Below are 13,316 nucleotides of genomic sequence, written 5' to 3'. Positions count from 1 at the left end.
GAGGCCCTATTCCGCGGCCAAAAGCTACGCAAGGGAAACATGTTAGTCTTGTACGACGTACAAGAAAACTTGAGGGAGAAAACTATTGCTAACACTGGCCGGGCAAATTAAAGGAAGCACGGCAGTGAACTGCGGCTTCATCCATATCCTTCAATAAATGACAGGGGCGGCGACGCGAACACATCGCGATTCAAAGTTTCCCAGTCTTAGTAAGGTTGAGTTCGAGTTTTTCTATTTGCCGATTCAAGAAGAAAGACTTCTCAGTAATGTAATGTGGTTTGACAATTCTATTGCAAATGACATTATCAACTGGTATTCGCAATCGCGAACGGATGGGGCAGAGTTTTGGAATACGTAACGACGATGGCAGGCGGGGATCTCCAGTCGTCGATTACGCAACAATAAGAAGTAAAAAGGAAATCTGATGGAAAATCTGGACACGCACGACGAGAGCGCAGAACTGCTTCTGAGCCTTACTGCAGATGTAGTAGCTGCATATGTCGGCAATAACTCGATTCGCGCTGGTGAATTGCCGCTGCTGATCGCCGAAGTACATGCCGCTTTCAAGCGTCACGTCGAACGCGAAGAAGCGCCTGTCATCGTTGAGAAGCCGAAGCCTGCCGTTAATCCGAAGAAGTCGGTTCATGATGATTACATCATCTGCCTCGAAGACGGCAAGAAGTTCAAGTCGCTGAAGCGTCACCTGATGACCCATTACAGCATGACGCCGGAACAGTACCGCGAAAAGTGGGATCTTGACCCGAATTACCCGATGGTCGCTCCGAACTATGCTGCTGCTCGTTCGCGTCTGGCAAAGAAGATGGGCCTGGGCCGCAAGCCTAAGGAGGCTTAATCGACCTGACTCCCGAGCAGGTTGCGCTTCGTCACATCTGTTCTTGTAAGTGTTACCAAAATGGCCGGTATTGTTGAGCTCACGCTTTTCGATACCGGCCATTTTTTTGGGGTTTTTAAGAATTTCCGGAAGCTTGAGTATTTCCTGTTTTGATTGAAGCATTGGAAATTCTCTATCTGTTTGTTTTTACGCATATCTTTATCCCGAAACCGGTTCCCACTTTCGGGAGGCATGCTCTAGTAGAATGTTTATCCAATCCGGTCGAATGCCTGCTTCAGCGCAATATGCCGGTTCAGATCGTAGCTCCAATGCCCGCACATTCCTTTCTGCCGCTCTCTTTCCATGAGGCGCGTCAGGCGCCGTTTGGTTCGTTCCTTCTCCTCTTGCGGCGCTTTGAGAACTTCATCCAGATCGATGCCCGCAATGATCTGCAAAGCAATACGCTGCATGGCCGTTAATTGATTCTGCTTTTGTCGGGCAAAAAATAGTGCGCGGGCATGTTTAAGATCTGCTTCCATGGCGAAAACCCTCATTTCTCGATACCAGTGAGCATGAGCCACGTGAAATGATGTTGGATAATATTCCTAGAATTTGCCGGATATTTCTGTAAAATGGCGATGGATCGCACTTGGTGGAGACGGGTTAATGCAACTCTCGTAAGGCTTTAGCCTATGTTAGAGCTGTCGAAAATAACCCGCGATAGCAATTCCTTCTACGAAACTTATCCACACTTGCAATTTCCTCCGTATAAGAAGATATTCCTATTCTGGCGAGGAAAGATGAATGTCTTTGGAACTATCGGATGTCATTCATACGCGGGCGGAAGCTTTCGAAGCATTGAAGTTGCTTGCGGCGCGGCATGGGCGAAGCCTTAACCTCGAAAGGGTGGGGAGTGTCGCCGACCGATCGCGGGAGCAGCAGAACATAGCCCTGTGTGATGCCCTTATCGATCTGCTGGTTGCCATGTTCGGTGTGTCCGGCATGGAATTGCGGTCTCCGTTGCGTTGCCGGCGGGAGGTTGCTCGCGTGCGGCAGATCGGCATGTATGTCGCGCATACAGCTTTCGGCATGGCGATGCGTGAAGTGGCCGCCGGATTTGCGCGGGACCGGACAACAGTGATGCATGCCTGCCATCTGGTGGAAGACATGCGCGACGATACCGAATTCGATGCAATCGTCTCGACATTCGAGCGGATTGCGCAAAGTGCTTTCACGGCCTGGAGGTTGGCGGCATGACCAAGCAGTTGTCTGTGTCTGAAGCGAGAATTATGCGCTTTTTGAAGAATGGAGGCTGCGAGGTTCAGGATTCAGTTCGCGCTACGCATGTGTTGCTCGCCACGGATCAGGGGACAATCGCCGCTTCCCGCGCCGAACTGGAGGCCATGCAGAAGAAGGGGTTGCTGTGTTGGGACGAGGAGCGTCTTGTTGCATCGCGGCATTACGCAAAGCGGTCGAAGGAGGACGGCAAGCCGTTACCCCGTCTGGCAGGAAACACGCAGACCATCGAGTACCTGCAGGGCGAAAGGGTCGAAATCAACCCGGAGGAATCGCCGCTTGCCATGCTCTACAGGCGCAAGAATGCGAACGGTTCTACCTTCATCTCGGAAAACGAGTTTCTTGCCGGTGAAAGGCTACGCGCCGACTTCACGCGCGGATTGCTGATGCCGTCTGTGACAATGCGCTGGGATACCAGTGTCGGAGGCCGGCGCAGCGGGCCGGGTGGCATGGCTGAGCTGACCGATATTGCACTTGCCAGCCGTATCCGTGTCGAGCGGGCGCTGGAGGCGGTCGGGCCGGAACTGAACGGCGTTCTGGTCGATATCTGCTGCTTCCTGAAAGGTCTTGAAGCTGTGGAGCGCGAGCGGCAATGGCCCGTGCGTTCGGCCAAGATGCTGCTCAAGGTCGGTCTGGCCACCCTGCACAGGCATTATAACCCTCAACTTGAAAAGGAACGGGGCAGAAGCGCAATCCTGCATTGGGGAACCGACGACTATCGACCGCAGATGCGACCGCAAAATAGATGACGTCTCTCCTTCATTGACAGCTATCGGAGGTGGGTCTATCGCCTCTTTCTCAAAGGGACTCTGTGCCCGTTGGGGAAGTGGGGAGAAATCACATGAATTCAGTACGGGATCGGCTGGAAAGCATCCTGTCGCGACTGGAAGCGCGGGCAGCGAACGAACACGTTTTCAGCAAGGTCTATGAAACGCAGGCTAGGGCCGAGGCGGATGCAGCCGATGCGCGTCTTCGTGATGGACGCGCGCTCGGGCCGCTCGACGGGCGTATTGTTTCGATCAAGGACCTTTTCGACGTTGCCGGAGAGCCGACGCTTGCCGGTTCGGTTGTTCGCTGCGCCGCTGCCCCGGCGACGCAGGACGCTACGATCGTGCGGCGTCTACGCGATGCAGGTGCGGTTATTGTCGGCAAGACCCATATGACGGAATTTGCCTTCACGCCGGTCGGCCTCAATCCGCATTATGGCGAGCCCGGCAATGCCATTGATCCCACGCGCGTTCCGGGCGGATCGTCGTCGGGCGCTGCCGTCTCGGCGGCGGAAGGTACAAGCGAAATCGCCATCGGTTCGGATACCGGCGGATCGGTGCGCATTCCGGCAGCGTTGAATGGTATTGTCGGTTTCAAGCCGACCGCCCGGCGCATTCCGCTCGACGGTGCATTTCCGCTGGCGCCTTCGCTCGATTCCATCGGTCCGCTGACCAAAACGGTGGCCGATGCGATCATGACCGATGCGGTCATGGCGGGTGAAACGCCGGTCCTGCCGGATGCCTTGCCGCTCAAGGGCCTGCGCGTCGCGCTGCCGAAGGGCTACCTCCTGGCCGATATGGAGCCGGACGTGGCGAGGCACTTCGAGGCGACGGTAGCGCTTCTCGAAAAGGCTGGGGCGATCATTGCGGACCTGGAGGTCGATGACCTGATCCAGCGCCTGCGCGAGGCAACACGTGCCGGTTCCATCGCCGGGATCGAGGCAAGCCATGTCCACGCATCGACCTGGCTTGGCGATCCGGATGCCAATGTTGATATCCGTGTGAAGCGCCCGCTGGCTGTCCGCATCAAGGTGCCGATGGAAACCTATCGCGGGATCATGGAAACGCGCGCGACGCTTGTTCGCGAAATGGATGAGCGCCTGAGCGGCTTCGATATGTTCGTAACGCCCGCCACGCCGATTGTTGCGCCGACGATTGCTTCGGTCAGCAATGACGAGGCTGAATATGACCGTGTGGAAGGGCTGCTGCTGCGTGATACGCAGGTTGGAAACCAGTTCGACCTGTGCAGCATCACCGTGCCGATGCCGGGCATGACCCTGCCGACCGGCTTCATGCTCAGCGCACGCGGCAGCACGGACAAAAGGCTGCTGGCGGCAGCCTTGTCGGTCGAAAAACTCTTAGGCTGATTCTTTCGCGAGCTCTGCCTCACGACGGATGCGCGCCACCATGGCGCGCAGTCCGTTGGAGCGCTGCGGCGTCAGATGTTCATCGAGGCCGAGCTTTTTCAGGATGGCTTCCGGGTCCACGGCGAGAATGTCCGAAGCCTTTTGGCCCGAATAAAGCGCCAGCACGATGGCCACCAGACCGCGCACGATATGCGCATCGGAATCGCCCAGAAATTCTATGACCGGATCGTTGCCGCCTTGTGGCAGCGTCTTCAGCCAGACCTGGCTGACGCAGCCCTTAACCTTGTGCGCGGCATCGCGTGCATCGTCGGGATAGGGCGGCAGTTCCTTGCCGAGATCGATGACATAGCGATAGCGGTCTTCCCAATCATCGAGAAATTCGAAATCGGACATGATGCTATCGATGGTCGTGGTCATAATACTCGCCTGAAAGAAAGTCGTTGCCGCTTATATAGTCATGAAACGTGGCGAGGTCACGGAAAACTCGAGCGCATCCTGAAAAGTGTGAAACGGTTTTCGGACAAGATGCGCGTTTAAAAAACGCTCTAGCGTTGAATTGAACCAGTCACGCGGCGGTCGAGTGCTCGCAAGGCTTCTTCCCGCGATGTCGGGATGGGAATGCCGGTCGCGGCCTGTACAGGTTCGGCGGCCGTCGGTTCCACTTTTGCAGGCGGTTGCGGCTTGGTGCCGAAGCGGTCGCTCAGATATTCGAGCGCCGCGCGGCTTCCTTCAAGAAGTCCGCTTCCGGCGCTGGAAACAAGCGAGGTACCATTCTGGCAGAAGGAAGGGTTGTCGATGCACAGCTTGCCCAGTTCCACGGCGGTTTTGCTATTGGCAAGAAGCTGGTCGATTGAATCCGGCTCCCGCTTCGTCTCGGCAATAGCGGGTTTCTCCTGCGGCTTGTTTTGCTCATCCGCAGCGAAGAAGCGCGGCATCACGATGAATGCCAACGACAACCAGAATACGGATTTGAGGAGAAAACGGATCATTGCCTTCTTGCGGTTACGAGCCTTTGGTTTGCGCCAATGTCGGATGAATTCGAAAAGATTCCGTAACTGAACGATTCATAATGCGACCATTGAACGTCAGAATTGTGTGGTCGTGGTGGTTTCACCCAACTGATTGCTACTCTCTGTTTACCATAGGCAGAAAAGCAGACCCGGCGTGTGACTTATCCGCTTTGGGCGGTCCCGTTTTATCGTTTCTTTAAAGCCTCGGCTGCAATCTGTTGCTGGCTGGAAGAGCGTCGTCATAGCGAACGGTTTTCCGGTTTCGATCATGCAAGAGTATTGAGTGAGTACGGCACGTTGAACGCCATTCTTTTGAAAACAGCCGATACCGCCCGCACCAGCGTGCAGGTGATCAGCCGTTTTTACGAACGTTTCTGCCGCCGCTGGGTATCCAATCCCGATGCGGCCTCCATACGTGTCATCGGTTCGGTCATCACCGTGCCGGTCCTGCTTTGTGCCGCCTTGATTGCTTCCGGCGTAACACCGGGCTTTACGGAATTTGCGATTCTCAGCGTCAGCTTTGCGGGTATCGCCATGATCCTTTGTGCGCTGTCGCTGATGGGCGTCGCTACGCCTGTTCTGGCTGGCCTGAACTTCGCTGCCTATGGCGCGGGCCTTGCCGCTATCGGCGCTTTTTCGTCCGGCAATGCGGTTCTGTGGCTGATGGCAGCCGCTCTGCCGCTTGAAGTCTGGTTTGCGACCCGCAAGCCTGCTGCCGCAGCAGCGGGTGCCGCATTGGCGGCCATGATTCTCGGCTATTTTGCGATGGCAGGCGGTGGTGCCATTTCCGGCGGCAGCTATGTGTCCGTCGCTGTTCTCGTACTTTATGCGGCAAGCCTTGTTGCGCGTGGCTTTGCGAGCGCTGCCAAGCCTGCGCAGATCAATGTCAGCGCGCCGCAAATCGCCGTTGCAGCCGGTGACGTGCAGTTCGGTCTCGATTTGGATGGTGTGGTGTCTTCGGTCGATACGAACTCGGCGAAGCTTCTGGGCGTACAGCCGAAAATGCTGGAAGGCACGGCGCTGATGGACCGCGTTCATGTGGCTGACCGCGTGCAGTATCTTTCACTTCTGGCCGATCTTCGTGCTGGCACTGCTTCGCGCAAGATCGATGTGCGGCTGCGTTCCATCGAAGATGGCGATATGCTCTTCCGGACCTATCGCCTTGAGGGGGCTGCAAGCGCCCACGCCATCACGCTGATCGGCCGTTCGCTCGAAGGGGAGCAGAAGCTTCTGGACGAGATCGCAACGCTGAAAGCGGAACTGGAATCAGAGCGTATCGGCAAGGGCCGCCTGCTTGCCGCCGTCAGCCATGAGCTGCGGACGCCACTCAATTCGATCATCGGCTTTTCCGACATGCTGTCGCATGAAATGGGCGGCAAGCTGGCAAATGAGAAGCAGCGCGAATATGCGGGCCTCATTCATCAGTCCGGCCATTATCTGCTGGAACTCGTGAATGCCGTACTCGATAACTCGCGTCTGGAAACCGGCAATTACAGCATCGACCCCCAGAACTTCGCTTTCCGCGAGGCGGCTGAAATGTGCACCGCCGTCATGCTGCCGCAGGCTGAAAAGAAAGGCGTTGCCTTCTGCCATCGCGTCGGCACCGGCATTGGTGAACTGGTAGCGGATCGTCGGGCCGTCCAGCAGATTCTGCTCAACCTGGCCGGAAATGCGGTGAAGTTTACGCAAAGCGGCGGCTGCGTCACCATCGATGCGACCCGCGTGATGACTGACGGTCGCCCGATGCTGGAAATCAGCGTGTCGGATACGGGCATCGGAATCGAACCGGAAGATATGCAGCGCATCGGCACGCCATTCGTGCGTGCCGACAATAACTATACGCGCGCACAGGAGGGAAGCGGCCTTGGACTTTCGGTGGTCAAGGGGCTGGTGGAACTGCATCAGGGAACGATGCTGCTGAAAAGCTGCCCCGGTGAAGGCACGATCGTCACGATCCGCCTTCCGGTGGCAGGCCCGCAGTTTGTCATGGGAGAAGACGAATATCAGGAACTTGGCCCAGAGCTTGGCACGGTGATCGATATTCACCGTCACCAGGGGGAAAGGCTTAATGACTGGCAGAACGACGAAATCCGGGAGCAGAAAAATGCGCAAACCCGCAAAACGGCGTAGTCTCGGATCGCGGCTCCTTCGCTCCTTCTTTACATCGGCCTCGGTGCTGGCGATTGCTGCCGGAGATTTCATCGTCCGCAACCCCGTCCTGACCGGCGGGGCAACAGCGTTTCTGGTGGTGATGAGTTTCGTTTCTGCGAATGCGCTTTGGTATCAGCCGGAGGCGCACAACGCCGTGTTCTTCCGCACCAGACCGGATTTCGTGTTCAAACCGACGCCACGCGCAGTCCTGCCGGGAACAGCAGCAAGCGATAGCGTGCCGAAATCGACCGGGACTGCTTCCGTCGAACCCGTAAACAACGAGGCGGCCCCGACGCTTGAGGCGGCCAGCCTGTCTGCAGACCGGCTGAATATGAGCGCGTCGGTCGACGACATGCTGCCGGCACTTGCACCCAATGCCGATCTTGAAATCGCACGTCTGCAGCAGAGGCTGTCCACGCTTGGTGTCTACAAGGGGCCGGTGGATGGTTTCACCGGGCCACAGACTCGCGAAGCAGTGGAGCGCTGGCGCGCCCTGCAGCAAAAGCTTGGCGTGCAGGAGGCAAACATGCCTGCGCAATTGCAGGCCGGTGTACAAAACAGTACCCCGGCTCAGGACGAGGTTGCCAAAGCCATCGAGGTAGCGGTTCCGACGCCGCGTCCGCAGCCAGCGGTCTTGAAGACGGAAACGGTTTCAAAGCCGAAGCCCGCCCTCGTATCCTATGAAAAACCGGCACCGAAAAAGCAGGTGGCAGCAACGCCTGTCGTGCAATCGGGGAAAGTGACCTCACAGGATATCATTCGTGTGCAGGCCGGATTGAAGGCATTCGGCAATGACACCGTGCCGGTGACCGGTCAGCCGGGCAAGGCGACACAGGAAGCGGTGCGCGAATTCCAGAAACTGTTCAGCATGCCGGTGACCGGCGAAATCGACGCGACACTCATCGCGAAGATGCGCGAGATCGGCCTTATAAGCTGATGGGTTCCCGATGCGCCTGACATCCGATTTCTGGGTTTCGGCATTGATCCGCAAGGTGCAAGGCGCGGGGGGCTTCGCCTATCTCGCCCGTCGCGGTTCGCCGGAAGCCGGTGCCATCTTCATCAAGGTAAGCTCGCGCTTCGGCACCTGCGATCTATATTCGCCTGCACCGCAAACCTCTTATGAAGAGGATAATGATGGGGAGCGCATGTTCCTGCGCATTCTTCACGACGCCGATGAGGCGGCGGCAGGCGACCGCATGGCGCGCGAAACTCGCTTCGATCCCGACCTCTGGCTGGTCGAGCTGGAAGATATAGCCGATGCGTCGGAACTGTTCTCGATTTCGCAGGACGGAGAAGCGTTCTAAAACGCTATTCGGTACAGGCTATTTCACGGATCGCTGAAGCGATTGGTGATCGGAATTGGCGGCATCCACGAGCGGGGTGTCGTCTTCGGATTCGGCCATTTCACGCAGTTTGCCGCGCAGCATGGCTGACATATCCTCGGCCTTCCAGCGCCGCACGAGCGCCATTGCCTTTTCGCGGTCGATGGAGCGATAGATATGGACAAACTCTCGCAGGCTGTCGCGATTGGTGTCGATAGGGCCCAGAATGGCCGTCATGACGAGATAGCATTCCGCAGGCGACAGTCCGAGCGCCTTGAGCGCAATCGGCAGGTGCGAATCCGGCCACTGTCCGATGATCGCGTCGGACCGTTCGAAGGACAGGTCGAGCGCATCGGCCAGCGCATTGCGGAAAAACTGGCTATCGATCAGAAGCGCGGTATCGATGAGATGCTGCGAGCCGGTGATGGCGCCTGCCTCGAAGAAAGGCTGTTGCAGGGCGCGCGCCAGCCGTTCGGAGCTGTCTTCCTTCATCAGCGGTGTGCTGGCTGCGGAAAGATCAGGCACATCCGGTCTTTCGAGCGGTTCAGCCTCGATATTGGCGAGGTTTTCCTGAAGCGTCAGCGTGCGGTCAATGACCGGATCGGCGAAACTGCGCAGCACGCCTTGCAGAAGAGCGTCGCCGGACTGGCGCCGCGCAATGGCACGCGCATGGGCAAGGCCGTTCTTGCCGATGATCTCGATCAGGTCGGCAGGGCGTAGAAGGGGAGAGCGCAGCAAAATAGGCGCGGAGATTTCGACGGGCTCGTCAGCCAGTGCCAGAATGAGACGACGGGGCGCGTCCTCCAATTGTGCCAGCGCATTGGCAGCATGACGCTTGCCTCGGGTGGAAGCGCATTGCAGAAGCGGCAGGGCAAGATCTTCAAGCTGCTGCATATCCTGCCGTCCGGGGCGCGTGATACCCGCAAACGCCGAAATCGCGGCCGCCAGAAGGTCGTCCGCCTTGGCTTTCCCCGCTTTTGAATTCGACGGGCTCCGGTGGCCTGAAATATCCTCCAGGGCGCGGAACTGTTCATTTGTCACGCAGAATACTCCGGTAGGCACACAACTCACCCGCCCCAAATTGCAGATCACGCATCCGGCGGCAGCCGGTTGATGCGCAAATGCACCCCGCATGGGTCGGTATTCCGGATAGTAACGTTGAAGCCTTAGCAACTCATTAACCGTGCCATAAAGACACGCCATTGGCTTCGGTTTTCAGAGCCCTTCGAAGGGCGTGCATTGTGCGTCGTTGAAGAAGCGCCGCATTTCCGTGTTCCACGTTGCATCAGGCACGAAAACACGCAGCACGGCGGCACCTTCGCCGATATTCTGTTCGATCAGGATTGAACGGGCGTCAGCCTGCGTTCCATCCGAGCGCAGGCTTGCCATGCCGATCGGGTCGGCAACAATCAGGTCGAGCTTGCGTTCGTTGGAAACGCTGTCGTTCAAGCTGTAGAGATTATCCCCGTTGGGCGCATAGATCGAGAGTGACCAATAGGGTACATTTGCCCCGGTCGTGATGTGCACGGGACCATCGGCAAGATCGAAGCGGCAGGTGGCTTGCTGCACCAGCGGGTCGCTGTCGCTGACCGGACCGGTTTTCTCGTCCAGCCGGTGGAAACGGTATGGCTCGCTTCCGGCTTCGATCCGCGACCATGCGTTCTTGTCTGAATAGAAGGGAACGAGGAAAAGAACCGCGATATGAACAATCGCAGCGCCCACGACGCCGAGGAGAAGGAGGTGGACAATTCTAGCCACGGCACGCTCCCGGATTTGCTCCTGCAACACGCGCAACATTCGGCATCACCAGATCGGAGAGACCGGAGGACGATGCAGCAGGCGTGTCGTAGAGCGTCATGACGAGAACGAAATCGCCGCTGCCTTCGACAGGAAGCCAGTTGCCGGGTGCTGCATCGGGGCCGATTGTGATCGTGACGCTGCCGTCATCGCCATAAAGCACTTCGCGGGAATGCAACGCTTCCTGCAATCCTTCGCGCGGCTTGATCGGCTCGAGATCAGGCGTGGCGGGATAGAGGGTCCAGAAGCGGGCAGGCGGGGTCATGCCGCTCAGGTGGTAGGTACAACCGCGCTGCAGCGTGCGCCCGCTATTGTCGCTGCGCGCGTAAAAGGGCAACCCTTCAGCCGTTCCGAGCGGCAGATAGGCTTTGCGAGCTGCGCGGGCCTTGGAATAGGGGTCGGCATCGGGCGTGCCAGCCGCCGGATAGGCGCCCCAGACCCCGACACGGAGTTCACCGAAACCCTCAAAACGGTCGAGAACCTTGTCGACGCTCCAGATGCCGCCGCCCAGCGCCAGCACAAGCACAATCGCCGTGTTGAATATCCTCTTGAACATCGCCCCTCAGAGTACCGATATTTTCGTGCGCTCGGCAATCTTAGGCAGAGGCGGGGCTGCAAGGAAGCGGTCATGCAGCTCCTTGATAACTTTTGTCGACAGAGGAGATAATACGCGTGGAGGTGCGGCCATGGTTTCTTCCGGCTTGGCATTCGCCACTTGCGGCTCGCTTTTCTTGGGCGGCGCCGGGAACGGCGGTGTCACGCCCGGTATGGGTTTCAGTTCGATGTTCTGATGCGCATAGGCCATCATGCGTTGCCAGGCCATGGCGGGCAGAACGCCGCCGGTCATTTCCTTCATCGGGGTGAAATTGTCGTTGCCGAACCAGACAGCGGCCGTGAAATTGCCGGTGAAGCCGACGAACCACGCATCGCGATAGTTCTGCGTCGTGCCGGTTTTGCCGCCCACCCGCGTCATCGGCAATGCCGCCCGGCGTCCGGTGCCGCGTTCAGGCACCTGCACCAGCATGGAATTCATTTCGAGTGCAGCTTTCTCCGACAGTGCCCTGTGCGGCTTCGCGGCATCGCGACCGAAATCCCACAGCACCTTGCCTTCCGACGAAACGATCTGTGTGAATGCATGACGGTTGCCGGCCATGCCCGCATTCGGAAACACGTTGAAGCCGGTGGCCTGATCCATCACTGTCATTTCCGATGTGCCGAGCACCATGGTCTTGTGTGACGAGATCGGCGATTCCACGCCCATCGCCTTGGTCAGGGCGACAATGGGAGCGGTGGTCAGATAATCGCGTGCCAGCCGGACGGGCACACTGTTCAACGAGCGGACAAGGGCGGTCGTCAGGTCCACGCGGCCCGCGAAGCTGCGGCCATAATTGCGCGGGGACCAGTTGCCCCAGCTTATCGGGGCGTCCGAAACGATGGTGCTGGGCGTCAGGCCCTTTTCCATCGCAGCCGCATAGACATAAGGCTTGAAGGAAGACCCGGCCTGCCGCAATGCCTTTGTGGCACGGTTGAACTGGCTTTCGCCATAGTCCCGTCCGCCGACCAGTGCGCGAACGGACCCGTCATTGGCGATGACGACGGTTGCCGCTTCCGCAACATTATAATCCTTGCCGAACTGGCGCAGGTGATATTCGAGCGATTCTTCCGCTGCCTTCTGAAGGTTGCGGTCGAGTGTGGTGCGCACGATCAGTGTGTGCTGCGGAATGTGGGCGGCGACTTTCTTCACTTCCTCGAAAGCCCAGTCGAGGAAGTAGTCAGGGCTTTCATTCTTGGCGCGGTCGATAATGCTGGCCGGATGACGGCGCGCAACGGCCACCTGTCCGTCGCTCAGAAAACCGCTTTCAACCATGTTGGAAAGCACGACATTGGCGCGCGCACGCGCTGCGGGCAGATTGACATGCGGCGCGAACTTGGCCGGCGCCTTGAACAAACCGGCCAGCATCGCGGCTTCCGCCAGCGAGACATCCTTCACGCTCTTGCCGAAATAGAATTCCGAAGCGGCTGCGATACCGAAGGTTCCGCCGCCCATATAGGCGCGGTCGAGGTAAAGCTGCAGGATTTCCTTTTTGCTGAGATTGCTTTCCAGCCAAAGCGCGAGGAAGGCTTCCTTGATCTTGCGTTCGATGGTGCGTTCGTTGGAGAGGAAAAGGTTTTTGGCAAGCTGCTGCGTGATGGTCGAGCCGCCCTGAACGACGCCATTGGCGCGCATATTCTGGCTGAGCGCACGGGTCAGCCCCCAGAAGTCGATGCCGTAATGGTCGAAAAAGCGCCGGTCCTCGGTACCGAGCACGGCCTTGATGACATGGTCCGGCAATTCATCGATTGGCACCGCCTGACGATGCAGAATGCCGCGCTGCCCGATTTCATTGCCGTAGCGATCAAGGAAGGTGACGGCATAATCGTCCTGCGCGCGCCAGTCCTTCTTGGTTTCCTCAAAGGCGGGCAGGGCCAGGACGAGCATCAGCACCGCACCGCCGACACCGAGCGTAAATCCTTCATCGAGAACTTCGACCACGAAACGCCGGAAACCGCGCACCCGAAAACGCCGCGAGAAAATGGTGATGTTTTCCCACCACTCACCGAGATTGTAACGCAGGCTATAAAGGGTGGAATCGATCCACGCGTCGAGCCCGATCAAGCGCGAAACCCTGAACGGTTTGCGCTTCTCGCTTCCGGGATTTTTTTCTGCCGTCTTACGCATAACATTGACTTCGGCATGGTTGGTTTCGGAGACAGGCGGAACTTGCCTACCCATC

Annotated in this window: 14 protein-coding genes; 7 read left to right on the top strand and 7 right to left on the bottom strand. The window is 58.0% G+C overall.

Features of this window, described 5'->3' with window-relative positions; all coding sequences use genetic code 11:
* The first annotated feature begins 424 nt into the window (after positions 1-424).
* The gene (locus ACYSN1_RS03890; RefSeq protein ID WP_461724476.1) at positions 425-853 is read left to right on the top strand and encodes a Ros/MucR family transcriptional regulator; all 429 of its coding nucleotides are present in this window, start codon (positions 425-427) and stop codon (positions 851-853) included.
* A 248-nt stretch (positions 854-1,101) separates the two neighbouring features.
* On the opposite strand, the gene ACYSN1_RS03885 is transcribed toward ACYSN1_RS03890, so the two are convergent.
* A complete protein-coding gene (locus ACYSN1_RS03885; RefSeq protein WP_461724475.1) occupies positions 1,102-1,371 on the bottom strand; it encodes a cytoplasmic protein in 270 nt (89 codons plus the stop codon).
* 271 nt (positions 1,372-1,642) lie between these two features.
* On the opposite strand from ACYSN1_RS03885, the gene ACYSN1_RS03880 reads away from it, so the two are divergent.
* The 3 genes from ACYSN1_RS03880 (at position 1,643) to ACYSN1_RS03870 (ending at position 4,262) form a co-directional block, all read left to right on the top strand.
* Positions 1,643-2,089, top strand: a complete 447-nt coding sequence (locus tag ACYSN1_RS03880) for a helix-turn-helix domain-containing protein (RefSeq protein WP_461725269.1) — start codon at positions 1,643-1,645, stop codon at positions 2,087-2,089.
* Entirely contained in the window at positions 2,086-2,877 is a 792-nt protein-coding gene (locus ACYSN1_RS03875; RefSeq protein WP_461724474.1) for a DUF6456 domain-containing protein, read from the top strand. Before ACYSN1_RS03880 ends, ACYSN1_RS03875 begins: the two co-directional genes overlap by 4 nt.
* A 92-nt stretch (positions 2,878-2,969) precedes the next feature.
* Positions 2,970-4,262, top strand: a complete 1,293-nt coding sequence (locus tag ACYSN1_RS03870; protein ID WP_461724473.1) for an amidase — start codon at positions 2,970-2,972, stop codon at positions 4,260-4,262.
* Here ACYSN1_RS03870 and ACYSN1_RS03865 read toward each other — a convergent pair.
* Both ACYSN1_RS03865 and ACYSN1_RS03860 read right to left on the bottom strand, forming a co-directional pair.
* A complete protein-coding gene (locus ACYSN1_RS03865; protein WP_461724472.1) occupies positions 4,254-4,679 on the bottom strand; it encodes a SufE family protein in 426 nt (141 codons plus the stop codon). The two genes, ACYSN1_RS03870 and ACYSN1_RS03865, sit on opposite strands and share 9 nt — an antisense overlap.
* Positions 4,680-4,807: 128 nt before the next feature.
* Positions 4,808-5,251: a hypothetical protein gene (locus ACYSN1_RS03860; RefSeq protein ID WP_461724471.1), complete on the bottom strand. Its 444-nt coding sequence runs from the start codon at positions 5,249-5,251 to the stop codon at positions 4,808-4,810.
* A gap of 318 nt (positions 5,252-5,569) precedes the next feature.
* Between ACYSN1_RS03860 and ACYSN1_RS03855 the strand changes: the two genes are divergently transcribed.
* From ACYSN1_RS03855 to ACYSN1_RS03845, 3 genes are read left to right on the top strand one after another with little or no spacing between them, the layout of a single operon-like run.
* On the top strand, positions 5,570-7,402 hold the full coding sequence (locus ACYSN1_RS03855; protein WP_461725268.1) for a sensor histidine kinase: 1,833 nt from the start codon (positions 5,570-5,572) through the stop codon (positions 7,400-7,402).
* Complete coding sequence (locus tag ACYSN1_RS03850) at positions 7,377-8,360, top strand: peptidoglycan-binding domain-containing protein (RefSeq protein ID WP_461724470.1); 984 nt, start codon at positions 7,377-7,379, stop codon at positions 8,358-8,360. Before ACYSN1_RS03855 ends, ACYSN1_RS03850 begins: the two co-directional genes overlap by 26 nt.
* A gap of 10 nt (positions 8,361-8,370) precedes the next feature.
* Positions 8,371-8,727, top strand: a complete 357-nt coding sequence (locus ACYSN1_RS03845; protein ID WP_461724469.1) for a DUF1491 family protein — start codon at positions 8,371-8,373, stop codon at positions 8,725-8,727.
* An 18-nt stretch (positions 8,728-8,745) separates the two neighbouring features.
* Here the strand turns inward: ACYSN1_RS03845 and ACYSN1_RS03840 are convergent, their stop codons facing one another.
* The 4 genes from ACYSN1_RS03840 to ACYSN1_RS03825 all read right to left on the bottom strand — a co-directional run bounded on the left by ACYSN1_RS03840 (position 8,746) and on the right by ACYSN1_RS03825 (position 13,261).
* The gene (locus tag ACYSN1_RS03840; RefSeq protein WP_461724468.1) at positions 8,746-9,786 is read right to left on the bottom strand and encodes a DUF2336 domain-containing protein; all 1,041 of its coding nucleotides are present in this window, start codon (positions 9,784-9,786) and stop codon (positions 8,746-8,748) included.
* Between the two features lie 174 nt (positions 9,787-9,960).
* Positions 9,961-10,503 (bottom strand): DUF1254 domain-containing protein, encoded by a 543-nt coding sequence (locus tag ACYSN1_RS03835; RefSeq protein ID WP_461724467.1) that lies wholly within the window; start codon positions 10,501-10,503, stop codon positions 9,961-9,963.
* Positions 10,496-11,098, bottom strand: a complete 603-nt coding sequence (locus ACYSN1_RS03830; protein ID WP_461724466.1) for a DUF1214 domain-containing protein — start codon at positions 11,096-11,098, stop codon at positions 10,496-10,498. The genes ACYSN1_RS03835 and ACYSN1_RS03830 overlap by 8 nt, the downstream gene beginning before the upstream one ends.
* Positions 11,099-11,104: 6 nt before the next feature.
* The gene (locus ACYSN1_RS03825; protein WP_461724465.1) at positions 11,105-13,261 is read right to left on the bottom strand and encodes a penicillin-binding protein 1A; all 2,157 of its coding nucleotides are present in this window, start codon (positions 13,259-13,261) and stop codon (positions 11,105-11,107) included.
* Between the last annotated feature and the right edge of the window lie 55 nt (positions 13,262-13,316).

The sequence above is a fragment of the Brucella sp. LJL56 genome, from assembly GCF_054871705.1.
Note: the sequence above shows the minus strand (reverse complement) of the source record. Positions and strands in the feature narration are given on the sequence as shown.

Excerpts from the sequence above, each read along its gene's own strand:
- ACYSN1_RS03825 (WP_461724465.1), bottom strand. The coding sequence starts at position 13,261 with ATGCGTAAGACGGCAGAAAAAAATCCCGGAAGCGAGAAGCGCAAACCG.
- ACYSN1_RS03830 (WP_461724466.1), bottom strand. The coding sequence starts at position 11,098 with ATGTTCAAGAGGATATTCAACACGGCGATTGTGCTTGTGCTGGCGCTG.
- ACYSN1_RS03875 (WP_461724474.1), top strand. The coding sequence starts at position 2,086 with ATGACCAAGCAGTTGTCTGTGTCTGAAGCGAGAATTATGCGCTTTTTG.
- ACYSN1_RS03845 (WP_461724469.1), top strand. The coding sequence starts at position 8,371 with ATGCGCCTGACATCCGATTTCTGGGTTTCGGCATTGATCCGCAAGGTG.
- ACYSN1_RS03865 (WP_461724472.1), bottom strand. The coding sequence starts at position 4,679 with ATGACCACGACCATCGATAGCATCATGTCCGATTTCGAATTTCTCGAT.
- ACYSN1_RS03885 (WP_461724475.1), bottom strand. The coding sequence starts at position 1,371 with ATGGAAGCAGATCTTAAACATGCCCGCGCACTATTTTTTGCCCGACAA.
- ACYSN1_RS03870 (WP_461724473.1), top strand. The coding sequence starts at position 2,970 with ATGAATTCAGTACGGGATCGGCTGGAAAGCATCCTGTCGCGACTGGAA.
- ACYSN1_RS03860 (WP_461724471.1), bottom strand. The coding sequence starts at position 5,251 with ATGATCCGTTTTCTCCTCAAATCCGTATTCTGGTTGTCGTTGGCATTC.
- ACYSN1_RS03850 (WP_461724470.1), top strand. The coding sequence starts at position 7,377 with ATGCGCAAACCCGCAAAACGGCGTAGTCTCGGATCGCGGCTCCTTCGC.
- ACYSN1_RS03890 (WP_461724476.1), top strand. The coding sequence starts at position 425 with ATGGAAAATCTGGACACGCACGACGAGAGCGCAGAACTGCTTCTGAGC.